At 56.4% G+C, this 20,236-nt stretch carries 22 protein-coding genes and 1 other RNA gene; 9 read left to right on the forward strand and 14 right to left on the reverse strand.

Features of this window, described 5'->3' with window-relative positions; genetic code table 11:
• The first annotated feature begins 117 nt into the window (after positions 1-117).
• Together HFD92_RS15605 and HFD92_RS15610 are read left to right on the forward strand one after the other, a co-directional pair.
• A non-coding RNA gene (locus HFD92_RS15605) (RtT sRNA) lies at positions 118-251 on the forward strand.
• Between the two features lie 235 nt (positions 252-486).
• Positions 487-840, forward strand: a complete 354-nt coding sequence (locus tag HFD92_RS15610) for a FlxA-like family protein (RefSeq protein ID WP_111208558.1) — start codon at positions 487-489, stop codon at positions 838-840.
• On the opposite strand, the gene HFD92_RS15615 is transcribed toward HFD92_RS15610, so the two are convergent.
• Entirely contained in the window at positions 837-1,757 is a 921-nt protein-coding gene (locus HFD92_RS15615; protein WP_058957427.1) for a LysR family transcriptional regulator, read from the reverse strand. The two genes, HFD92_RS15610 and HFD92_RS15615, sit on opposite strands and share 4 nt — an antisense overlap.
• 95 nt (positions 1,758-1,852) lie before the next feature.
• Between HFD92_RS15615 and HFD92_RS15620 the strand changes: the two genes are divergently transcribed.
• Positions 1,853-2,863, forward strand: a complete 1,011-nt coding sequence (locus HFD92_RS15620; RefSeq protein WP_111208557.1) for a bile acid:sodium symporter family protein — start codon at positions 1,853-1,855, stop codon at positions 2,861-2,863.
• Between the two features lie 28 nt (positions 2,864-2,891).
• Here HFD92_RS15620 and HFD92_RS15625 read toward each other — a convergent pair whose 3' ends face one another.
• The 3 genes from HFD92_RS15625 to zipA all read right to left on the reverse strand — a co-directional run bounded on the left by HFD92_RS15625 (position 2,892) and on the right by zipA (position 6,219).
• The gene (locus HFD92_RS15625) at positions 2,892-3,110 is read right to left on the reverse strand and encodes a DUF3820 family protein (protein WP_009088854.1); all 219 of its coding nucleotides are present in this window, start codon (positions 3,108-3,110) and stop codon (positions 2,892-2,894) included.
• A 1-nt stretch (position 3,111) separates the two neighbouring features.
• The gene (gene ligA, locus HFD92_RS15630; protein ID WP_167429230.1) at positions 3,112-5,130 is read right to left on the reverse strand and encodes an NAD-dependent DNA ligase LigA; all 2,019 of its coding nucleotides are present in this window, start codon (positions 5,128-5,130) and stop codon (positions 3,112-3,114) included.
• Positions 5,131-5,205: 75 nt separating this feature from the next.
• Positions 5,206-6,219 (reverse strand): cell division protein ZipA, encoded by a 1,014-nt coding sequence (gene zipA, locus HFD92_RS15635; RefSeq protein WP_046102334.1) that lies wholly within the window; start codon positions 6,217-6,219, stop codon positions 5,206-5,208.
• A 218-nt stretch (positions 6,220-6,437) separates the two neighbouring features.
• On the opposite strand from zipA, the gene cysZ reads away from it, so the two are divergent.
• The 6 genes from cysZ (at position 6,438) to crr (ending at position 11,392) form a co-directional block, all read left to right on the forward strand.
• The gene (gene cysZ, locus HFD92_RS15640) at positions 6,438-7,205 is read left to right on the forward strand and encodes a sulfate transporter CysZ (RefSeq protein ID WP_046102335.1); all 768 of its coding nucleotides are present in this window, start codon (positions 6,438-6,440) and stop codon (positions 7,203-7,205) included.
• A gap of 141 nt (positions 7,206-7,346) precedes the next feature.
• The gene (gene cysK / locus HFD92_RS15645) at positions 7,347-8,315 is read left to right on the forward strand and encodes a cysteine synthase A (RefSeq protein ID WP_009088849.1); all 969 of its coding nucleotides are present in this window, start codon (positions 7,347-7,349) and stop codon (positions 8,313-8,315) included.
• Positions 8,316-8,335: 20 nt separating this feature from the next.
• A complete protein-coding gene (locus HFD92_RS15650; protein WP_058957424.1) occupies positions 8,336-8,530 on the forward strand; it encodes a hypothetical protein in 195 nt (64 codons plus the stop codon).
• Between the two features lie 172 nt (positions 8,531-8,702).
• On the forward strand, positions 8,703-8,960 hold the full coding sequence (gene ptsH / locus HFD92_RS15655) for a phosphocarrier protein Hpr (protein WP_003848868.1): 258 nt from the start codon (positions 8,703-8,705) through the stop codon (positions 8,958-8,960).
• A 161-nt stretch (positions 8,961-9,121) separates the two neighbouring features.
• Positions 9,122-10,849, forward strand: coding sequence for a phosphoenolpyruvate-protein phosphotransferase PtsI (gene ptsI, locus HFD92_RS15660; protein WP_009088845.1), 1,728 nt, complete (start codon positions 9,122-9,124; stop codon positions 10,847-10,849).
• Between the two features lie 42 nt (positions 10,850-10,891).
• Positions 10,892-11,392 carry a PTS glucose transporter subunit IIA gene (gene crr, locus HFD92_RS15665; protein WP_009088842.1) on the forward strand — a complete coding sequence of 167 codons (501 nt, stop codon included), beginning with the start codon at positions 10,892-10,894 and terminating at the stop codon, positions 11,390-11,392.
• A 62-nt stretch (positions 11,393-11,454) separates the two neighbouring features.
• On the opposite strand, the gene HFD92_RS15670 is transcribed toward crr, so the two are convergent.
• The 10 genes from HFD92_RS15670 to HFD92_RS15715 all read right to left on the reverse strand — a co-directional run bounded on the left by HFD92_RS15670 (position 11,455) and on the right by HFD92_RS15715 (position 20,205).
• Positions 11,455-12,786, reverse strand: coding sequence for an ATP-binding protein (locus HFD92_RS15670; protein ID WP_167429231.1), 1,332 nt, complete (start codon positions 12,784-12,786; stop codon positions 11,455-11,457).
• On the reverse strand, positions 12,783-13,463 hold the full coding sequence (locus HFD92_RS15675; RefSeq protein WP_009088840.1) for a response regulator transcription factor: 681 nt from the start codon (positions 13,461-13,463) through the stop codon (positions 12,783-12,785). Before HFD92_RS15675 ends, HFD92_RS15670 begins: the two co-directional genes overlap by 4 nt.
• A 166-nt stretch (positions 13,464-13,629) precedes the next feature.
• The gene (gene cysM, locus HFD92_RS15680; RefSeq protein WP_046102338.1) at positions 13,630-14,514 is read right to left on the reverse strand and encodes a cysteine synthase CysM; all 885 of its coding nucleotides are present in this window, start codon (positions 14,512-14,514) and stop codon (positions 13,630-13,632) included.
• Between the two features lie 82 nt (positions 14,515-14,596).
• Positions 14,597-15,685: a sulfate/thiosulfate ABC transporter ATP-binding protein CysA gene (gene cysA, locus HFD92_RS15685; protein ID WP_046102339.1), complete on the reverse strand. Its 1,089-nt coding sequence runs from the start codon at positions 15,683-15,685 to the stop codon at positions 14,597-14,599.
• Complete coding sequence (gene cysW / locus HFD92_RS15690; protein WP_009088837.1) at positions 15,675-16,550, reverse strand: sulfate/thiosulfate ABC transporter permease CysW; 876 nt, start codon at positions 16,548-16,550, stop codon at positions 15,675-15,677. The genes cysA and cysW overlap by 11 nt, the downstream gene beginning before the upstream one ends.
• Positions 16,550-17,383: a sulfate/thiosulfate ABC transporter permease CysT gene (gene cysT / locus HFD92_RS15695; RefSeq protein WP_009088836.1), complete on the reverse strand. Its 834-nt coding sequence runs from the start codon at positions 17,381-17,383 to the stop codon at positions 16,550-16,552. The genes cysW and cysT overlap by 1 nt, the downstream gene beginning before the upstream one ends.
• The gene (locus tag HFD92_RS15700) at positions 17,383-18,399 is read right to left on the reverse strand and encodes a sulfate ABC transporter substrate-binding protein (RefSeq protein WP_167429232.1); all 1,017 of its coding nucleotides are present in this window, start codon (positions 18,397-18,399) and stop codon (positions 17,383-17,385) included. Before HFD92_RS15700 ends, cysT begins: the two co-directional genes overlap by 1 nt.
• A gap of 241 nt (positions 18,400-18,640) precedes the next feature.
• On the reverse strand, positions 18,641-19,258 hold the full coding sequence (locus tag HFD92_RS15705; RefSeq protein WP_009088834.1) for an RpoE-regulated lipoprotein: 618 nt from the start codon (positions 19,256-19,258) through the stop codon (positions 18,641-18,643).
• Positions 19,259-19,322: 64 nt separating this feature from the next.
• Positions 19,323-19,790, reverse strand: coding sequence for a DUF2919 domain-containing protein (locus HFD92_RS15710; RefSeq protein WP_009088833.1), 468 nt, complete (start codon positions 19,788-19,790; stop codon positions 19,323-19,325).
• A complete protein-coding gene (locus HFD92_RS15715) occupies positions 19,780-20,205 on the reverse strand; it encodes a GNAT family acetyltransferase (RefSeq protein WP_167429233.1) in 426 nt (141 codons plus the stop codon). Before HFD92_RS15715 ends, HFD92_RS15710 begins: the two co-directional genes overlap by 11 nt.
• Positions 20,206-20,236 lie beyond the last annotated feature (31 nt).

Here is a 20,236-nt window from a genome sequence, read left to right on the forward strand (position 1 = left end):
GTCGTTAGCTCAGTTGGTAGAGCAGTTGACTTTTAATCAATTGGTCGCAGGTTCGAATCCTGCACGACCCACCAATTCAGAGAAAAGCGCCTTTCAGGCGCTTTTTTCGTTTCTGCCGCACAGTCATTCCCGTGCAGGATGAGAACCTGCAGCAGGTTCGACCGAATCGCCAGGCGATTCAGGCTGATGCGTCAGCATCACCCAGAGGGCGAGGCCCGGAATGGGCCGAGGCTATCCTGCACGACCCACCAATGCAGAGAAAAGCGCCTTTAAGGCGCTTTTTTCGTTTCTGCCCCCCTTCACTTATTCTGGCTGCCTGAGTGCCACGTTTATTTTACTGCGCCAGGCTAAGCCTGAATGACGACTCCCCTCAGAAAAGGGCTTTCAGAAGAAGAATCTGCTTTTTTACTCCCCTGCTCTTTTTTGACACTTCAGTTATTCCTGCCTGCGCCGATAACCTTATAGACGAACTACAGGGAGAAAATGATGTCCTCAATAGCCGGAGTTTTAAAAGTTATGTCAGGTGGCAGTGACAGCGGCGGCGGAAGTATCGCCTCGCAGATCGCCGCACTGAATAAACAGATTCAGAGCGTGATGAAAAAAGTCAAAGAGCTTGCCGACAACCACGATCTTGACGAAGACCAGAAATCTAAAATAGCGCAGATGTATCAGTCGCAGATCACCATGCTGGAAGCGCAGATTGCTCAGCTGCAAAAGAAGCAGGCTGAGCAGGCCGAAAAGGCGCAGCAGAAAAGCGACAGCGTTAACCCGGTCAGTGAAAGCAAGGCGAACGGGATTAACCGCCCGACTGACAAAAATAATGTCGATGTCTATATCTAAAACGCGGGCGTAATGGCCCGCTGTTGCGCCAGCAGCGCCGCCTGCTGGCGCACCTCCTGCCAGATGGCTTCGGCGGCGGGCGTCAGTGAGCGGTTTTTGCGTTTAATGAGGGTCAGACTTCGATTGATCTCGGGATAAAGCCGCCGCACGGTGAGCGCGCGATCCGCCGGCAGGGGTAATGCCAGTGCGGGCAGAATACTGATACCAATCCCTACCTGCACCATCGGAAACAGCGTGGCAGGATGACCAATCTCCTGCACCACCTCTGCCTGAATATTCTGCTGCTGCATGGCTGCATCAATCAGTACCCGGCTGCCGGATGCATAATCCTGCAACACCAGCGTGCGCCCATCCAGCATCGACCATTCCGCCCTGTCCACCCGCGCCAGCGGATCATCATCCCGGCACAACAGTAAGAAAGGCTCATCCAGAATGGCAATCGTGTCAAAATCGCTGTCGCGTAGCGGCCCGATCACGATGCCAAAATCAACTTCGGCGTTTCGCACACTTTGCAGCACCCACTGCTGCGCGCGGTCGTGCAGTATCACTTTAATGTCGGGGAAGTGCTGCTGGCTGGCCGCCAGACACTGAGGCATCAGATGCGCGGAAATCGTCTGGCTGGCTGCCACCCGCACGGTGCCGCTGCGCTGTTCGCCAAAACTGCGGATATCCAGCAGCGTAGTATTAATCTCCTCCAGCAGACGTTCCATGCGGGATGCCAGCTGTTTTCCTGCCTCGGTCAGCATCACCTCGCGCGTGGTGCGATCCAGCAGCCGCACGCCAGTTTCCGCCTCCAGCTCTTTGATGCTGTGACTCACCGCCGACTGGCTCAGGCCTATCGCCTGCCCCGCCTGACTGAAACCACCGTAATGTGCCACCGCAATGAAAGTCCGCAATTGACGCAGGGTATAATTCATCGATTACGCTCATAGATTAATGCAATAAATCAATTTTATTTCTAAAAATGATTCCCGCACAATCGGCCTATTGAAAAATTTACCGGATTTTAACAATGGGATTTTTAAAACTTGATCCGATGATGGTTAAGCTCATCATCACCGTACTGCTGGCCACCTTCCTGCCTGCCAGAGGGATCTACGTCGATATCTTCAGCTACCTCGCCACCGCGGCTATCGCACTGCTGTTCTTTATGCACGGTGCCAAGCTGTCGCGAGAGAAGATCATTGCGGGAAGCAGCCACTGGCAGCTGCATCTCTGGATCATGTTCAGCACCTTTGTGCTCTTTCCGGCGCTGGGCATGCTGCTGGTCTGGTGGCATCCGGTTGATGTCGGTCCGGAAATTTATACCGGCTTTATCTATCTCTGTATCCTGCCTGCCACCGTGCAGTCCGCCATCGCATTTACCTCGATGGCCGGCGGTAACGTCGCGGCCGCCGTGTGCAGCGCCTCGGCATCCAGCCTGCTGGGGGTCTTCATCTCCCCGTTGCTGGTAAATGTGGTGATGGATATCCACAGCAGCGCGCCGACTGACGGTCTGGAGCAGATCGGTAAGATTATGCTGCAACTGATGGTGCCGTTTATACTGGGCCATCTTTCACGCCGCTGGATCGGCGGCTGGGTTGAAAAGCACCGCAGCCTGATTGGCAAAACTGACCAGACCTCGATTCTGCTGGTGGTCTACAGTGCCTTCAGTGAGGCGGTGGTGAACGGCATCTGGCATCGCGTGGGCGTGATTACCCTGCTCTGGATTGTGGCAGGCTCCATTCTGCTGCTGGCCACCGTGCTGATTATCAACCTGCTGGCTTCGCGCCTGTTCCGCTTCAAACGCGCCGATGAGATTGTGGTACTGTTTTGTGGATCGAAGAAGAGTCTGGCGAATGGGGTACCGATGGCAAATATCCTGTTCCCGGCCAGTACCGTGGGGATTATCGTGCTGCCGCTGATGATCTTCCATCAGGTTCAGCTGATGGTCTGTTCGTTCATCGCCGGACGCTACAAGAAGAGCGGTGAGAAAAAGCAGGCTTTAGAGGTGAAAACCTCCGTGATGGAGTCGCAGAAATAGTCTGCATGGCCCGCCAAAGCGGGCCACGTTATTTCCGGGTCTGAAGCGGCTTCACCAGCCCCTCCAGACCTTCGATTTTTATCGTCAGCGTGAGCTGCATCAGGTCACCCAGCTGGCCGGAGGGGAAGTCGCCACTGCGGGCAAACCACAGCAGGTAGGGTTCAGGCAGATCGATCAGCATCCGCCCTTTATATTTCCCAAACGGCATCGCCGTATTCGCTATCGCCACCAGCTGATGCTTATCCATCTCAGGCACCCAGCAGACGGATCATTTCAGCTTCATCGATCACCTCGATGCCCAGCTCCTGCGCTTTCGCCAGCTTGGAACCCGCCGCTTCACCGGCAATCAGCAGATCCGTTTTCTTCGACACGCTGCCGCTGACTTTAGCTCCCAGCGCGATCAGCTGTGCTTTGGCATCGTCGCGGTTCATCTGCGACAGCGAACCGGTCAGCACCACGGTTTTCCCGGCAAACGGACTGTCAATCTCTTCGGCTTTCACCACCACAACAGCTGGCCAGTGAACACCAATATCGTCCGTCAGCTGGCGGATGACCTCGCGGTTGCTCTCCTCTTCCATAAAGTTGCGAACGTGCGCGGCGACGACCTTACCCACATCCGGCACGGCAATCAGCGCATCCAGATCGGCATCCATCACCTTCTGCAGCTCACCAAAGTGGTTTGCCAGATTGGCGGCGGTGGCTTCGCCCACTTCACGGATCCCCAGCGCATAGAGGAAACGCGCCAGCGTCGTCGACTTCGCTTTTTCCAGCGCATCCACTACGTTCTGTGCCGATTTTGGCCCCATGCGATCCAGCCCGGTCAGCTTACCCGCCGTGAGACGGAAGAGATCGGCGGGGGTCGAGACATACTCTTTCTCCACTAGCTGGTCGATAATCTTATCGCCCATGCCGTCGACATCGAGCGCCCGACGCGAGACAAAATGCTTCAGCGCCTCTTTTCGCTGCGCGCCGCAAATCAGACCGCCGGTGCAGCGCGTGACCGATTCGCCTTCTACCCGTTCCACCTCAGAACCACAGACCGGGCAGTGAGCAGGAAACACCACTTCACGCGTCTCTTCAGGACGTTCAGCGGTAACCACATTCACGACCTGCGGGATCACATCGCCTGCACGGCGAATCACGACCCGGTCCCCGATGCGCAGTCCCAGCCGCGCGATTTCATCGGCGTTATGCAGCGTGGCGTTGCTGACAATCACGCCCGCTACCTGCACCGGCTCCAGGCGGGCGACAGGAGTGATTGCCCCGGTCCGGCCAACCTGAAACTCGACATCCCGCACCCAGGTCAGCTGCTCCTGCGCCGGGAATTTAAAGGCTATCGCCCAGCGCGGCGCACGCGCCACAAAGCCCAACTGTTCCTGCTGCGCCTGTGAATCGACTTTGATGACCACGCCATCGATATCAAATCCGAGACTGGGGCGCTGTTGCTCAACGTCGTGATAAAAAGCCAGCGCCTCTTCCGCATTATGCACCAGCTTAATGCGGTCACTGACCGGCAGCCCCCAGGCTTTGAACTGCTGCAGGCGTGCCATGTGACTGTGCGGCATCTCGCCGCCTTCCAGCAGGCCGAAACCGTAGCAGAAGAAGGTCAGCGGACGTTTTGCGGTGATGCGCGGATCAAGCTGACGCAGCGAACCTGCCGCTGCGTTGCGCGGGTTAGCAAAGACTTTGCCGTCCGTGCGGCGCGCTTCCTCATTCAGCTTTTCGAAGCCGCGCTGCGTCATAAAGACTTCGCCACGCACTTCCAGCCGCGCCGGAATGTTGTCACCTTTAAGACGCAGCGGAATAGCGCGAATGGTGCGCACGTTGGCGGTAATATTCTCGCCGGTGGTGCCGTCTCCCCGCGTTGCGGCCTGAACCAGCAGCCCGTTTTCATATATCAGGCTCACCGCTAAGCCATCGAGTTTAAGTTCACAGCAGTAGGTAATCTCTTCACTGCTTTTCAGCCGATCGCGCACCCGCTTGTTGAAAGCCATAAAGGTCGCTTCATCGAAGGCGTTATCCAGCGACAGCATCGGGACTTCATGGCGAACCTGTTCAAACACCGTCAGCGGCGCAGCGCCGACGCGCTGGGTTGGTGAGTCCGGCGTAATGAGATCGGGATGATCCGCTTCCAGCTGGCGCAGTTCACGCATCAGGCGATCATATTCGGCATCCGGCACTTCCGGTGCATCCATGACGTGATAGAGGTATTCGTGATGACGCAACGTAGTGCGCAGTTCGGTGATGTGATCCTGGACGGATTTCATAAAGCCCCATCAGATAAAAAACCCCCGACATGCGGGGGTTTGTTTTAACAGTTCAGATAGCGGTTTGCGCCGTGGTCAGACACCGACCACATCGCGAATACGCGCCTTGTAAGTTTCCAGCTTCTGCGGCGTCATCATGCGACGTTCATCATCCAGCACTACGCCGCCAACATCATCAGCGATGCGCTGTGCCGACTGCAGCATCAGCTTGAAGTTCTGATTCGCATCGCCATAGGAAGGCACCATCATAAAGATAGAGATACCCGGCGTGCTGAAATCTGTCATCAGGTCAGGGTTAAACGAGCCAGGCTTGACCATATTGGCCAGACTGAACAGGACCGGACCACTGCCTGCCGGACTGAGATGGCGATGGAAGATGTTCATCTCGCCAAACTGGAAGCCCGCCTGCAGAATCCCCTGGAGGAGCGCCTCACCATTGAGTTCGCCACCCGAGTGTGCGGCAACATGCAGAACCAGCACGGCTTCTTTCGGCTTCTCTGCCGGTGCGGCAGGTGCAGACGGCGGAACAGGAGTCGGTTCCGGCGCCTGAGTGGCTTCAGGCTGCGGCTCGGGTTCAGCCTGGTACTGCGGTGCGGGCTGCACCGATTCCAGCGGGTCCAGATCCAGCAGCGGATCGGCCTGCACAGGCGGCGCGACAAAGGCAGGCGCGGGCTGTTGCTGCTGACGAGCCGGTTCCGGACGCGGCTGAGGAGCAGGCTGCGGTGCGGGACTGAAAAGCGGATCGCTTTCCGGTTCGGCTTGCGGAGCAGGTCGTGGCGCAGGCTGACGAACAGGCTCAGCAGGCGCGGGCTTACGCGGCGCAACCGGCTGGGATTCGCGAATATCATCGAAACGCGGTTCCTGATGGTTGCTGCGCTCAGCGCGAACACGAACCTCGCCGACGCCATCATCTTCGTCGTCGATCAGGTCCGGCTCATCATGTTCATCACGTTGTTTCAGACGTTTGTGCGGGCGATCGCGGAACACTGACGAACGCTCTTTACGGCTGGTCCACAGTCCGTGAAGAAGGAGCGCTATTATGGCGATCGCGCCAACAACGATTAATATCAGACGCAAATCCTGCATCATTGTATTCTCTGTTGTTCCAATACCTTGCCACCGCGGCAAACTTTATCCTCTAACTGTATTTGCCCTGCTACACAAGTGCAAGTCTGTGCACTATTTTCTAACAAATAAGATAGGCAACCCACGCTTTTTCGCTGTTTTTTTACCCAAACGGCACCTGGCCTGGGGAAAAAGCCAGGTTATAGTGGGCCCGCCCTATTACCTTCAGGAGAATTGCCTATATGGCCCTTGAGAAGTCCGTCTCAGATTTTAACGGCATACACTACTTCAGCCAGGGCTGGAAACTGATGCGTCTGCCTGGCATTCGTCGCTTTGTGGTCATGCCGCTGCTGATCAACATTCTGATGCTGGGTGGCGCATTCATCTGGCTTTTCTACCGTCTGGGTGACTGGATCCCGCGGCTGATGGCCTCGATTCCGGACTGGCTGCAGTGGCTCAGCTATCTGTTATGGCCACTGTCGGTGATTGCGATTGTGCTGGTCTTTAGCTACTTCTTTTCCACCCTCGCTAACCTTATCGCCGCACCGTTTTGCGGTTTGCTGGCCGAGCAGCTTGAGGGACGCCTGACCGGTAAACCGCTGCCTGACAGCGGCTGGGCGGGTCTGATCAAAGATGTGCCGCGCATCATGAAGCGCGAGCTGCAAAAGCTGGGCTACTACCTGCCACGTGCGGTGGGACTGCTGCTGCTCTACTTTATCCCGGGTTTCGGCCAGACGGTTGCGCCCGTGCTGTGGTTCCTGTTCAGCGCCTGGATGCTCGCGATCCAGTATTGCGACTACCCCTTCGATAATCACAAAGTGCCTTTTCAGCAGATGCGTAACGCCCTGCGTCGGCATAAAACCGCCAATATGCAGTTTGGTGCGCTTACCAGTCTGTTTACCATGATCCCGGTGCTGAACCTGGTCATCATGCCGGTGGCCGTCTGCGGGGCCACAGCGATGTGGGTCGATCGCTATAGGCAGCAACTGGCACGGCAGGAAGTGCGCTGAACATATCAGCGCGCCTTATGCTCTTTTTAACAAGGCTTATTGCCGGGTGACATATAGATATGCGATTTCTTTCCTTCCGCCCCCAGGCAGAACAGGTATGCTCATAGGGTTCCCAATAATTCATACAGTTAAGGACAGGCTATGAGTAAGATCTACGAAGACAACTCTTTGACAATTGGTCATACGCCATTGGTTCGACTGAACCGCATCGGTAACGGCCGCATCCTTGCGAAAGTTGAATCCCGTAACCCGAGCTTCAGCGTAAAATGCCGTATCGGTGCCAATATGATTTGGGACGCAGAGAAACGCGGTATTCTGAAACCGGGTATTGAACTGGTTGAACCGACCAGCGGCAATACCGGGATTGCCCTCGCCTATGTGGCCGCCGCGCGCGGTTATAAACTGACCCTGACCATGCCTGAGACGATGTCCGTTGAGCGTCGTAAGCTGCTGAAAGCGCTGGGCGCGAATCTGGTCCTGACTGAAGGTGCCAAAGGCATGAAAGGGGCTATCGGCAAAGCTGAAGAGATTGTTGCAAGCGACCCGGATAAATATGTCCTGCTGCAGCAGTTCAGCAACCCGGCTAACCCGGAGATCCATGAAAAGACCACCGGCCCGGAAATCTGGGAAGATACCGACGGCGAAGTGGATGTCTTTATTGCTGGTGTCGGCACCGGCGGTACGCTGACCGGCGTGAGCCGCTACATCAAGAATACCAAAGGTAAAAAAGATCTGATCACCGTCGCGGTGGAGCCAACCGATTCGCCGGTCATTGCTCAGGCCCTGGCAGGAGCGGAGATCAAACCTGGCCCTCACAAAATTCAGGGGATCGGCGCAGGCTTTATTCCGGGCAACCTTGAGCTGAATCTGGTTGATCGGGTTGTGGCTATCACGAATGAGGAAGCGATCAGCACCGCGCGTCTGCTGATGGAGCAGGAAGGCATTCTGGCCGGTATCTCCTCCGGTGCTGCAGTCGCCGCCGCACTGAAGTTGCAGGAAGAGGAAACCTTCGCCAACAAGAATATCGTGGTGATTCTCCCCTCCTCAGGTGAACGCTATCTGAGTACCGCTTTGTTCGCCGATCTCTTTACAGAAAAAGAGCTGCAGTAGTCGGGGCAGAAAGTCTGAAAATGCCGCAAAAAGCACCCGACCGGGTGCTTTTTTGTGGCGCAGATCTCACTTTCACCACCCGGCAGATTGATTTCAGTGACGCCGCTCTGGTATTTAGACTGCCAATTATTTCGATGCCTGAAATTAATCCGCGTTTGAAGTGGATCAAGCTGAATCGATTTACGGATTCAGTGAAACGGCGAATCACGGCATAATTAACCGGTGACGTGTAGAATCGGTTTTACGACGCAACGGAATGTCGATTTGACGCATGCGCGTCCTGGGTCAGCATGAAGCTATACCCGCGCACCGACACAGGCTAAAGTGAAGGCTCCAGGCTAGACTTTAGATCCATAACACTCATTCTGATAACGTTGGGGAAATAGAATGTTCCAGCAAGAAGTTACCATTACTGCACCAAACGGTCTGCATACTCGCCCAGCAGCGCAATTCGTTAAAGAAGCCAAAGCTTTCCAGTCAGAAATCACTGTGACCTCTAACGGTAAATCTGCCAGCGCCAAGAGCCTGTTCAAGCTGCAGACACTGGGTTTAACGCAGGGAACCGTTGTGACCCTGTCAGCAGAAGGCGAAGACGAACAGAAAGCAGTTGAGCATCTGGTCAAACTGATGGCTGAACTGGAGTAATCTCCGCTCAGCTCTCCAGCCAATCGACTCCTCTGCGCCATTGAGTGCAAACATCTTGATCGCGGACAATCTGTCCGCGTTATTGCTTTCGTAGAGTACGTGTCCCGCGACAATGGCACCGCAAAGAGTCCCATCAGCCATCGTGATTAAAAGGTAGCGTTATGATTTCAGGCATTTTAGCATCACCAGGTATCGCTTTCGGCAAAGCACTGCTGCTGAAAGAAGACGAGATCGTCATCAACCGTAAAAAAATTTCTGATGACCAGGTTGAGCAGGAAGTTCAGCGCTTCCTCGATGGTCGCGGTAAAGCGGCACAGCAACTGGAAGCGATTCGCGTCAAAGCGGGTGAAACCCTCGGTGAAGAGAAAGCTGCGATCTTCGAAGGCCACATTATGTTGCTGGAAGATGAAGAGCTGGAGCAGGAAATCATCGACCTGATCAAAAAAGATCACGCCTCTGCCGATGCTGCTGTCGACTCGGTTATCGATGGTCAGGCGAAAGCGCTGGAAGAGTTAGATGATGAGTATCTGAAAGAGCGTGCGGCTGACGTGCGCGACATCGGTAAGCGTCTGCTGCAAAACATCCTCGGTCTGCATATCGTTGACCTGAGCGCCATTCCGGATGAATCCATTCTGGTAGCCAAAGATTTAACGCCGTCAGAAACCGCACAGCTGAACCTGAAAAAGGTGCTGGGCTTTATTACCGATCTGGGTGGCCGTACCTCACATACCTCAATCATGGCGCGCTCGCTGGAGATCCCAGCCATTGTCGGCACCGGCAATGTCACCGTCACGGTTAAAAACGGCGACTTCCTGATTCTGGATGGTGTGAACAACGCGATTCACGTCAATCCTTCTGACGCCGTTCAGGAAGAGCTGAAAGCCGTACAGAACCAGTATCTGTCGGAAAAACACGAATTAGCCAAGCTGAAAGACCTGCCTGCGGTCACGCTGGATGGTCATCAGGTTGAAGTCTGCGCCAACATCGGCACCGTGCGCGACGTCGCCGGCGCAGAGCGCAACGGCGCAGAAGGCGTGGGACTTTACCGCACCGAGTTCCTGTTCATGGACCGCGATGCGCTGCCGACCGAAGAAGAGCAGTTCCAGGCGTATAAAGCCGTTGCTGAAGCCATGGGTTCACAGGCCGTTATCGTCCGTACCATGGATATCGGTGGTGACAAAGATCTGCCTTACATGAACCTGCCGAAAGAGGAAAACCCTTTCCTCGGCTGGCGCGCTATCCGTATCGCCATGGACCGCAAAGAGATTCTGCATGCGCAGCTGCGTGCTATCCTGCGCGCCTCCTCCTTCGGCAAACTGCGCATTATGTTCCCGATGATCATTTCCGTTGAAGAAGTGCGTTCGCTGAAAGCGGAACTGGAACTGCTGAAAGCGCAGCTGCGTGAAGAAGGCAAAGCGTTCGACGAGTCCATCGAAGTCGGTATCATGGTGGAAACCCCGGCGTCAGCGGTGATTGCACGTCATCTGGCGAAAGAAGTCGACTTCTTCAGTATTGGGACAAACGACCTGACGCAGTATACTCTGGCGGTCGATCGTGGTAACGATTTGATTTCGCACCTGTACAATCCAATGACGCCGTCTGTGCTTAACTTAATTAAGCAAGTCATTGATGCATCTCACGCTGAAGGTAAATGGACCGGCATGTGTGGTGAGCTGGCAGGTGATGAACGTGCTACACTACTGTTACTGGGAATGGGGCTGGACGAGTTCAGCATGAGTGCCATTTCTATCCCTGGCATCAAGAAAATCATTCGTAATACTAATTTTGAAGATGCGAAGGCATTGGCAGAGCAGGCACTGGCTCAACCGACAGCGGAAGATTTAATGAACCTGGTGAACAAGTTCATTAAAGAAAAAACGCTCTGCTAATCTGCATGATACTGGCCCCAAATTACTGCTTAGGAGAAGATCATGGGTTTGTTTTCTAAACTTTTTGGCGAAAAAACGGATAGCGCTGGGACAATCGATATCGTAGCGCCTCTGTCAGGCGAAATTGTGAATATTGAAGACGTACCAGATGTGGTGTTTGCAGAAAAAATCGTGGGCGACGGTATCGCGATCAAACCGACTGGCAACAAAATGGTTGCGCCGGTGGATGGCACTATCGGTAAGATTTTTGAAACCAACCATGCTTTTTCAATCGAATCGGACAACGGCATTGAGCTGTTCGTGCATTTCGGTATCGATACGGTTGAACTGAAAGGTGAAGGTTTCAAACGCATCGCTGAAGAAGGCCAGAAGGTCAAAAAAGGCGACGTCGTTATCGAGTTCGATCTGCCATTGCTGGAAGAGAAAGCGAAATCAACCCTGACTCCGGTTGTTATCTCCAACATGGATGAAATCAAGGAACTGATTAAGCTCTCTGGCCAGGTCACCGTCGGCGAAACGCCGGTGATTCGCATCAGAAAATAAGGCTTTGTTCCTGCTATGACGGCACCTTCGGGTGCCGTTTTCGTTTCTGCTCTCTGCGCTTTTCAGGAGGGCCAGTGCGGCAGCCTCAGCGTCAGTTCCAGCCCTCCTTCCGGCCGGTTCCGTGCCTCGACTTCACCCTGATGCGCCAGCACCACTTTGCGGACGATCGCCAGCCCGAGGCCATAGCCCTTTCCCATCAGCGGTGAGTTGACCCGCACAAACGGGTCAAAGATGCTGGAGAGTTTCTCTTCATCAACACCCGGCCCCTGATCGCGCACCTGAATTTCCAGCCACTGCTGCGCGGTGCGCAGTTCAACCTCGATCCGCTGGCCTGGCAGGGAAAAGCGCAGCGCGTTGCGTAACACATTCTCGGTGGCGCGCCGTATCAGTTCGGCATTGCCACGCACGGTGTAGTCGGCCCGATTGTCCACCTGAAACGCCACCTGCACACCGGGGAGCTGCGCTTCATAGCGGACATCGGTGATCACCGCCTCCAGCAGGCCGGTGAGGTCAAAGTACTGCTCATCCGGAATACTTTCATGCTCAGCGCGCGACAGCGTCAGCAGTTCACCGATCATCTTATCCAGCCGGCGCGCCTCTTCGTCGATACGATCGAGCGAACTGTGCACGTTTTCTGGCGTTTGTCTGGCCAGCCCGGTCGCCAGCTGCAGGCGCGCCAGCGGTGAACGCAGCTCGTGTGAGATATCGTGCAGCAGCTCTTCGCGCGCGCGGACCAGGGTCTCCAGCCGCTCAGCCATAGTATCGAAGGCCCGGGCGACATCAGAAATCTCATCATGCCGTTTACGCATCACCGGAAAAAGCCGCACGCTTAAATCGCCCTCTGCGACCCGGGAGAACCCTTCGCGCAGCTGACGCATGGGTCGCGTCAGATTCCAGGCGAGCAGCAGGCTGAAGAGTAATCCTACCGAACCGGCGAAAACAAACATCGGTTCAGGGATATTGAGGAATTTGCGCGGCATGCTGTTCATCATGCTCTCTTTTCGCATGCCATCGATGTCATAGCGCAGCTGATACCCTTTTCCATCGGCGCCGCGCACCCAGCGTTTACTTTCGGCGGGCCGATGCGCCTCCCCATCCGGGTTAGCCTGTGCAGGCGACGGTTGCGCCTGTGGCAGGATGTGGAAAAACTGCCGGTCACGTTCGTCCCAGCCCGACAGCATCGCGTTCAGCGCCTCAGGCCCGTTCTGCGCCAGCACCGTCGCCGCCGAGGTGAGTTGCAGATCGGCCACGCGGCGGACCGCCACCAGCTCAGGCGGCTCGTGTCGTCTACCGGAGAGCGAAAAGCCGAGCCAGATAAGCTGACTGATGATGACAAAGACGATCCAGAAGCCGATAAAGATCTTCCAGAACAGGCGTCCACGGTAGTGCCTCATCGAATGCGATAACCGATACTACGAACGGTTTCGATCGTAATGCTATCAGCGGTTAAGGCACTGAGCTTCTGACGGATGTTGCTGATATGCACATCGACGCTGCGATCATACGCCTCGCGCGGGCGACCAAGTCCCTTCTCCGACAGCTCATCTTTTGATACCACCCTGTCGGGGGCGCGCATCAGCAGTTCCAGCAGATTAAATTCCGAGGCGGTGAGATCGAAGGCTTTCTCCTGCCATTCACTGATACGGGTGGCGGGATTGAGGGTCAGCGCCCCCCAGCGTAGCGGCTCCTGGCTATCCGGCTGCGGAGCCTGCTCTTCGAAACGCCGCAGCACCGCCCGCAGACGCGCCACCAGCTCGCGCGGATAGCAGGGCTTGGGCATGTAGTCATCGGCCCCCATCTCCAGACCGATTACGCGGTCAATGTTATCGCCTTTGGCGGTCAGCATAATCACTGGTATGCGGCTGTTCTGACGCACCTGGCGCAGAACGTCAATGCCACTCATATCGGGCAGCATGATGTCCAGGATCATCGCGGTGAACTGGCCGGAGAGCGCGCCCTGAATCCCGGCGCTGCCGGTCAGCACCAGCTGAGCATCGAAGCCTTCCGCAATCAGGTACTGGCTTAACATCGTGCCCAGCTCTACATCATCATCTACAAGCAGAATTTTCATGGTCATTTCTCCGGAGAACGGGCGCTATTTTCACCTGTGCGGCCGATCGGCGCAGCCTGATTTACGTGATCCTTACAGATTCACACTCGCTGGCACAGTAAACCGGGCAAAAAAAAGGCCTGTGGGCAGCAGACGCTTCACAGGCCAGGTTTCGCATCCGCAGCGGTTACGGGTGATAGAGACCGGTCGAGAGATAACGATCGCCGCGATCGCAGGCGATCGCCACCACCACGCTTCCCGGATTTGCCTCGGCGATGCGCAGTGCACCCGCCACCGCGCCGCCTGAACTGACGCCACAGAAGATGCCCTCACGGCGTGCCAGTGCCCGCATGGTCTCCTCCGCTTCCTTCTGCGTCATATCGATGACGTCATCCACCAGATTGGGACGGTAGATCCCCGGCAGATAGGCCAGTGGCCAGCGACGGATGCCCGGAATGCTGCTGCCCTCGCTGGGCTGTAAGCCAATGACCTGCACGCCGGTGTTGTGCTCTTTCAGGTAGCGTCCCACGCCGGTGATCGTGCCGGTGGTGCCCATACTGGAGACAAAATGGGTCATACGCTGATTCGACTGCTGCCACAGCTCCGGGCCGGTGGTCTGATAGTGGCCCAGCGGGTTATCGGGATTGTTGAACTGATCCAGCACCCGGCCCTCGCCGCGTGCCGCCATCGCCTGCGCCAGATCGCGCGCCCCTTCCATTCCCTGCTCGCGCGGCACCAGTATCAGCTCTGCGCCATAGGCACGCATCGCATCCTGCCGCTCCTGACTCATGTTGTCCGGCATCAGCAGGCGCATACGATAGCCTTTCATCGCGGCGATCATCGCCAGCGCAATGCCGGTGTTGCCACTGGTGGCTTCGATCAGCTGATCGCCGGGCGTGATATCTCCGCGCAGCTCCGCCTGATTGATCATCGACCAGGCCGCACGATCCTTGACCGAACCCGCCGGATTGTTGCCTTCCAGCTTAAGCCAGACCTCACTGCCGTTAGCGGGCGTCAGGCGCTGTAACCTGACCAGCGGGGTATTGCCGATGGTATTTTCGAGAGTCGTCACGGTAAGGTTCCTGGCTTAATGCAAACAGAAGGCAAAAAAAAAGGCGGGAGTCACACTCCCGCCCGGTGTTGATCAGAAAATATCAGGCGCTCTGGGCAAAGGCAACAGCGCGCAGCGGGGTATCCCCCTTATAGAGACGCGCCTGCTGCAGGCCAACAAACAGGCGTTCGCCACGAATCGGGGCGGTCTGTTCACCTTCAAATACCAGCGAAAACGGCTCGCTCTGCCAGCCAGCGGGCTGCACCACCAGCTGCCAGAAGTGTCCACGCGGACTCACTTCCAGCACCTGCACCGGCAGCGGGGTTTCCAGGCTGCTGTGGCGGGACACGTCGATTTCCCACGGACGCAGGAACAGCTCAACCGGGCCCTGATGTGCTGAGGTATACCCCAGCGGCCAGTGATGCGCACCGACATGGAACTGCGACCCGTGGATCTCACCATCAAAGCGATTCACTTCACCCAGGAACTCCAGCACAAAGCGGGTTGCCGGATCGCGCCACACGTCATCTGGCGTGCCGACCTGCTCGATATTACCCTGGCTCATCACCACCACGCGGTCTGCCACTTCCATCGCCTCTTCCTGGTCGTGGGTCACAAACACGCTGGTAAATTTCAGCTCTTCATGCAGCTGACGCAGCCAGCGACGCAGCTCTTTACGCACCTGCGCATCGAGCGCGCCAAAAGGTTCATCCAGCAGCAGGATTTGCGGTTCTACCGCTAACGCACGCGCCAGCGCCACACGCTGTTTCTGCCCGCCCGAAAGCTGAGACGGGAAGCGGTTCGCCAGATGGGCCAGCTGCACCATCTCCAGCAGACGGGTAACACGCTGTTTGATCTCGGCCGCAGAAGGACGTTCCCGACGCGGCAGCACCGTCAGGCCAAAGGCGATGTTGTCGAACACCGTCATATGGCGGAACAGCGCATAGTGCTGGAAAACAAATCCAACCTGACGATCGCGCGCATGCAGACGGCTCACATCGTTGCCATGAAAACGGATCTGGCCGCTGTTCTGATGCTCCAGCCCGGCAATAATGCGCAGCAGCGTGGTTTTACCGGAGCCGGATGGGCCAAGCAGCGCCACCATTTCACCCGAGGCAATATCCAGAGAGATATCGTTCAGCACCGAGGTGCGACCAAAGGATTTGTTGATCTTGTTAATCTCAATGCTCATGATTTCCCTCCTGTTGCAGGTGCTTGTGCTGTTGCTCCAGACGCCACTGCACAATACTTTTCAGAAACAACGTTACAATGGCCATCAGGGTCAGCAGCGCGGCAGCGGTGAAGGCGCCGACCGTATTGTAATCCTGATGCAATAATTCAACCTGAAGCGGCAGCGTATAGGTCTCACCGCGAATCGACCCCGATACCACCGAGACTGCACCAAACTCACCAATCGCACGGGCGTTGGTCAGCACGATGCCATACAGCAGCGCCCAGCGAATGTTCGGCAATGTCACACGACGGAACATCTGCCAGCCTGAAGCGCCCAGCAGCACCGCCGCTTCATCTTCGTGACTGCCCTGGCTCAGCATCACCGGCACCAGTTCGCGCACCACAAACGGACAGGTCACAAACACGGTCGCCAGCACCATGCCCGGCCAGGCGAACATAACCTGGATGTTATGCGCATCCAGCCAGCCGCCCGCCGGACCGTTGACGCCCCAGAACAGCAGATACATCAGACCGGCCACCACCGGCGACACGGCAAACGGAATATCAAACAGGGTCAGCAGCAGCTGACGCCCCGGAAAGGTAAAGCGGGTCACCAGCCAGGCGAGCAGCGTGCCGAACACCAGGTTAACCGGAACGGTGATCAGCGCCACCATCACCGTCAGCCAGATGGCGTGCAGCATATCGGGGTCAGCCAGGTTGCTCAGGGAGACCAGCAGCCCCTGATTCAGCGCCTCCCAGAAGATGGAGATCATCGGCACCAGCAGCAGCAGAATAGAGAGCAGCGCACCGATACCAATCAGCAGCCATTTGCCCCAGTTCACCGGCTGGCGATCCGCATGATTCAGTTGTGAGACTTCAGCCATTAGTGACCTCCCAGTCGACGGCCAAAGCGGCTCTGTAAGGTGTTAATCGCAAATAACAGGATAAGCGAGGCGGCCAGGATCACCGAGGCGATGGCGCTGGCGGCCGGATAGTCAAACTCCTGCAACCGGACAAAAATCATCAGCGAGGTCACTTCCGTTTTCCAGGCGATGTTACCGGCAATAAAGATCACCGCACCAAACTCCCCCAGGCTGCGGGTAAAGGAGAGCGCCGTGCCCGCCAGCAGCGCCGGGGCAACTTCCGGTAACACCACGCGACGGAAGCTCTGCCACGGTGTGGCACCCAGCGTTTCAGCGGCTTCTTCATACTCCGGGCCTAACTCCTCCAGCACCGGCTGTACCGTGCGCACCACAAACGGGATGCTGGTGAAGGCCATGGCGATGGCGATGCCGATCCAGGTGTAGGAGATTTTGATATCGAAATGGGCAAACCACTGTCCATACCAGCCGTTGACCGAAAAGAGTCCGGCCAGTGTCAGGCCCGCGACGGCGGTCGGCAGCGCAAACGGCAGATCCATCAGGCCATCCAGCAGCGTGCGGCCCGGGAAGCGGTAGCGGGTCAGGATCCACGCCATCAGCATGCCGAACACCGCATTAAACAGCGAGGCTACACCGGCGGAGAGCAGCGTAACCTTGTAGGCTGCAACCAGCTGCGGGTTGGTCACCACATCCCAGTACTGCTGAAGGGTCATCTGTGACAGCTGCATGATCACGGCGCTGATGGGCAGCAGCAGAATCAGACAGGTAAAAAGCAGGCTGGTGCCCAGGCTCAGTCCAAAGCCGGGCAACACGCGTTTATGACTTGCTGCAAACATTATCCACGCCCCGCCGCTAACAATTTATCCAGCTCACCGCCGCTGGCGAAATGCGTTTTCATCACGTTGTCCCAGCCGCCAAAGGCCTCTTCAACCCGGAACAGGCTGGTCTGCGGGAAGCGATCCTTCTGCTCTGCCATCAGCTGCGGATTGTTCACGCGATAGTAGTAGTGCGTAATAATCGTCTGCGCTTCCGGTGTGTAGAGGTAGCGGAGATAGGCGCTGGCCGCATCCGCGGTATGGTTACCGGCAACGTTTTTATCTACCCACGCCACCGGGAACTCCGCCAGAATGTTGGTTTTCGGCACGATCACCTCATACTCATCTTTGCCGTACTGGTTGCGGATATTGTTTACTTCCGACTCGAAGCTGATCAGTACGTCGCCCAGACCGCGCTCAGCGAAGGTCGTGGTCGCACCACGGCCCCCGGTATCGAAAACTTCAACGTTTTTCAGAAACTGCATCATAAAGGCACGGGTTTTAGCCTGATCGTTACCGTCCGCTTTATCAGCAGCCCCCCAAGCGGCCAGATAGGTATAGCGACCATTGCCGGACGTTTTCGGGTTAGGGAAAATCAGCTTCACATCATTACGGGTCAAATCTGACCAGTCATGAATCTGCTTTGGGTTTCCTTTGCGCACCAGAAACGCCATGGTGGAATAGAACGGTGAACTGTTATTCGGCAGACGGCTTTTCCAGTCTGCGGCAATCAGGTTGCCTTTATCATGCAGGACCTGCACATCCGTCACCTGGTTGTAAGTGACAACATCGGCGCGCAGTCCCTGCAGGATAGCCAGCGCCTGTTTGGATGAACCGGCATGAGACATTTTGATGGTCAGCGGGTCGGCAGGATGGCTGGCATCCCACTGTTTAACGAAAGGGGCATTCAGGGCAACAAACAGCTCCCGGGACACATCGTAAGAGCTGTTAAGAAGTTCAGTGGCATTGGCTGCGCCAGCAAGGCTCAGCGACAACGCGATACCGCTCACGACTTTTTTCATCGCTTGTAATGTCATTTGGCACCCTGAAAAAAATTTGATGCGGATCTCACCCGCTGAAACATCAGTTTATTTATAACTCAGGGAAAACCAGTAACGGTTTTATATATCGTTTGATGATTTCAAAGTCGAAAAAAGCATAAGACAGCGGCAGAGTTTATGCAGAAATCAGCAAAAGCCGCAGAGAGGATAACCCCCGCTGAGCACCAGCCTGCGGGGGTAACCAGGCGCGTCAGCGCATGGCGTTTAGCAGGCAGTGTTAACGCTGCCAGACGATTTTGCTGAGTTTCCAGGTTTTCAGCGTGTCATCGGAAGGCATCAGCCCTTCCGGTCCATGCCAGTCGCCATGGTAGAGATAGGTGAGATGCTGACTGCCGGGGGCCCGGCATGCTACGTCTCGCGCATCCGTTCCGCTGGCCAGGGTGCAGTTGCTGAAGGCTTTGGTGAACTTATTGCTGAAGGCATCGCCCACTTTACTGCCGTCGCTGCTGGCAATCTGGCTGTCCATCACCTCAATGCGTTCAACCTGCGACTGCCCGTAAATCACCAGCTTCACCTTGTCGTCATCCAGCGCCTGCCAGAACGCAACCACCTGACCGTTTTCGCCACGCATGCCCTGACGCAGGGTGTAATCCCCGTTCAGGCCGGCTTTGATCGCCTCCTCTTTCATGGCCGTCGAGGCGGTCAGTCCGCCTACGCCCTGCTCCGTCGCAGTGAGCGATGAACCGAACCAGTTCCACGGCAGCGCCGAGGACCAGTGATACGTCAGCGGATTCCACCAGCTGGCCTGCTGGCTGCTGTCAGTGCCGGAACCCGAACTGGCACAGCCGCTCAGTGCAACGGCGGCGATCAGTAGCGTGGAACGAACAGCTTTCATGAGAACTCCTGTAAATACGATGCCGGAAGGCGGAACTGATTGGAGTCGCAAAGCGCCAAAAAGTTTATTTAAGATGATGTTCAGGCAGAAAGCAGTCGCGGCAGCGACGGTCAGTCTGCAGCCAGATGAGAGCCAGCAGGTCAAACAGCGTCAGCAACAAGGGCAGCGGCGAACTGAGCAGATCACCCTGCACAAACTGCAGCCCCTGCCAGATAAGATTCACTAAAAATGACAGCGACAGCACGCTGCGCCAGTGCTGCCAGAGTCGCGGCAGCCGCAGCCGGTAACCGGTCAGCAGCAGACCTGCCAGCGCCGGTAATCCCAGGGCAAGACCGATCCAGAACGCCTGGCGATCCGGATAGAAGAGCGCCAGCAGATCGTTACCCTGCTGCCGTGACGCCCCGGCCATCACCAGCAGTAGCCAGGTGCGCGCCTGCAGTAACAGGATCAGCCAAAAAAGAAACGGCAGCCGCAGCTGCCCTCTGGCGTCATAGTGGTCCGGCTGATAGTCAGGGGACGGTTTAGTATTCACGATCTTCGATCAGACGTTTGCCAAACAGCAGCGCATCGACCGGCTCATAATCGAGCTTCTCGTAAAAGGCCACCACCTGTTCGTTCTCTTCGCGGATCATCAGATGCAGCTTCGGACAGCCGCGAGCGATGAGCTTCTTCTCCAGACGATTCATCAGCGCATTCGCAAAACCGCGTCCCTGATAGTCAGGATGCACCGCCAGATAATAGGCCGCACCGCGATGACCATCGTAGCCCCCCATCAGAGTGCCGACGACCACGCCGCCGACTTCAGCGACCAGAAAGAGATCGGGGTCGTGATGCATTTTGCGTTCGATATCCAGCTCCGGATCGTTCCATGGCCGTAACAAATCGCAACGTTCCCATAAGGTGATCACTTCTTCAAAATCTTCCTGGCGGAAGGCGCGGATTTCCATCTTCTTCACCTGCAATTAAGCACAATTTGCT

Origin of the sequence: Pantoea sp. EKM101V, from assembly GCF_011800325.1 — a bacterium.
Taxonomy (GTDB): domain Bacteria; phylum Pseudomonadota; class Gammaproteobacteria; order Enterobacterales; family Enterobacteriaceae; genus Pantoea; species Pantoea anthophila.

Bases quoted from the DNA above. Each gene is read 5' to 3' on its own strand.
- HFD92_RS15610 (WP_111208558.1), top strand. From the start codon at position 487: ATGTCCTCAATAGCCGGAGTTTTAAAAGTTATGTCAGGTGGCAGTGAC.
- HFD92_RS15615 (WP_058957427.1), bottom strand. From the start codon at position 1,757: ATGAATTATACCCTGCGTCAATTGCGGACTTTCATTGCGGTGGCACAT.
- HFD92_RS15620 (WP_111208557.1), top strand. From the start codon at position 1,853: ATGGGATTTTTAAAACTTGATCCGATGATGGTTAAGCTCATCATCACC.
- HFD92_RS15625 (WP_009088854.1), bottom strand. From the start codon at position 3,110: ATGGATAAGCATCAGCTGGTGGCGATAGCGAATACGGCGATGCCGTTT.
- ligA (WP_167429230.1), bottom strand. From the start codon at position 5,130: ATGAAATCCGTCCAGGATCACATCACCGAACTGCGCACTACGTTGCGT.
- zipA (WP_046102334.1), bottom strand. From the start codon at position 6,219: ATGATGCAGGATTTGCGTCTGATATTAATCGTTGTTGGCGCGATCGCC.
- cysZ (WP_046102335.1), top strand. From the start codon at position 6,438: ATGGCCCTTGAGAAGTCCGTCTCAGATTTTAACGGCATACACTACTTC.
- cysK (WP_009088849.1), top strand. From the start codon at position 7,347: ATGAGTAAGATCTACGAAGACAACTCTTTGACAATTGGTCATACGCCA.
- HFD92_RS15650 (WP_058957424.1), top strand. From the start codon at position 8,336: ATGCCGCAAAAAGCACCCGACCGGGTGCTTTTTTGTGGCGCAGATCTC.
- ptsH (WP_003848868.1), top strand. From the start codon at position 8,703: ATGTTCCAGCAAGAAGTTACCATTACTGCACCAAACGGTCTGCATACT.
- ptsI (WP_009088845.1), top strand. From the start codon at position 9,122: ATGATTTCAGGCATTTTAGCATCACCAGGTATCGCTTTCGGCAAAGCA.
- crr (WP_009088842.1), top strand. From the start codon at position 10,892: ATGGGTTTGTTTTCTAAACTTTTTGGCGAAAAAACGGATAGCGCTGGG.
- HFD92_RS15670 (WP_167429231.1), bottom strand. From the start codon at position 12,786: ATGAGGCACTACCGTGGACGCCTGTTCTGGAAGATCTTTATCGGCTTC.
- HFD92_RS15675 (WP_009088840.1), bottom strand. From the start codon at position 13,463: ATGAAAATTCTGCTTGTAGATGATGATGTAGAGCTGGGCACGATGTTA.
- cysA (WP_046102339.1), bottom strand. From the start codon at position 15,685: ATGAGCATTGAGATTAACAAGATCAACAAATCCTTTGGTCGCACCTCG.
- cysW (WP_009088837.1), bottom strand. From the start codon at position 16,550: ATGGCTGAAGTCTCACAACTGAATCATGCGGATCGCCAGCCGGTGAAC.
- cysT (WP_009088836.1), bottom strand. From the start codon at position 17,383: ATGTTTGCAGCAAGTCATAAACGCGTGTTGCCCGGCTTTGGACTGAGC.
- HFD92_RS15700 (WP_167429232.1), bottom strand. From the start codon at position 18,399: ATGACATTACAAGCGATGAAAAAAGTCGTGAGCGGTATCGCGTTGTCG.
- HFD92_RS15705 (WP_009088834.1), bottom strand. From the start codon at position 19,258: ATGAAAGCTGTTCGTTCCACGCTACTGATCGCCGCCGTTGCACTGAGC.
- HFD92_RS15715 (WP_167429233.1), bottom strand. From the start codon at position 20,205: ATGGAAATCCGCGCCTTCCGCCAGGAAGATTTTGAAGAAGTGATCACC.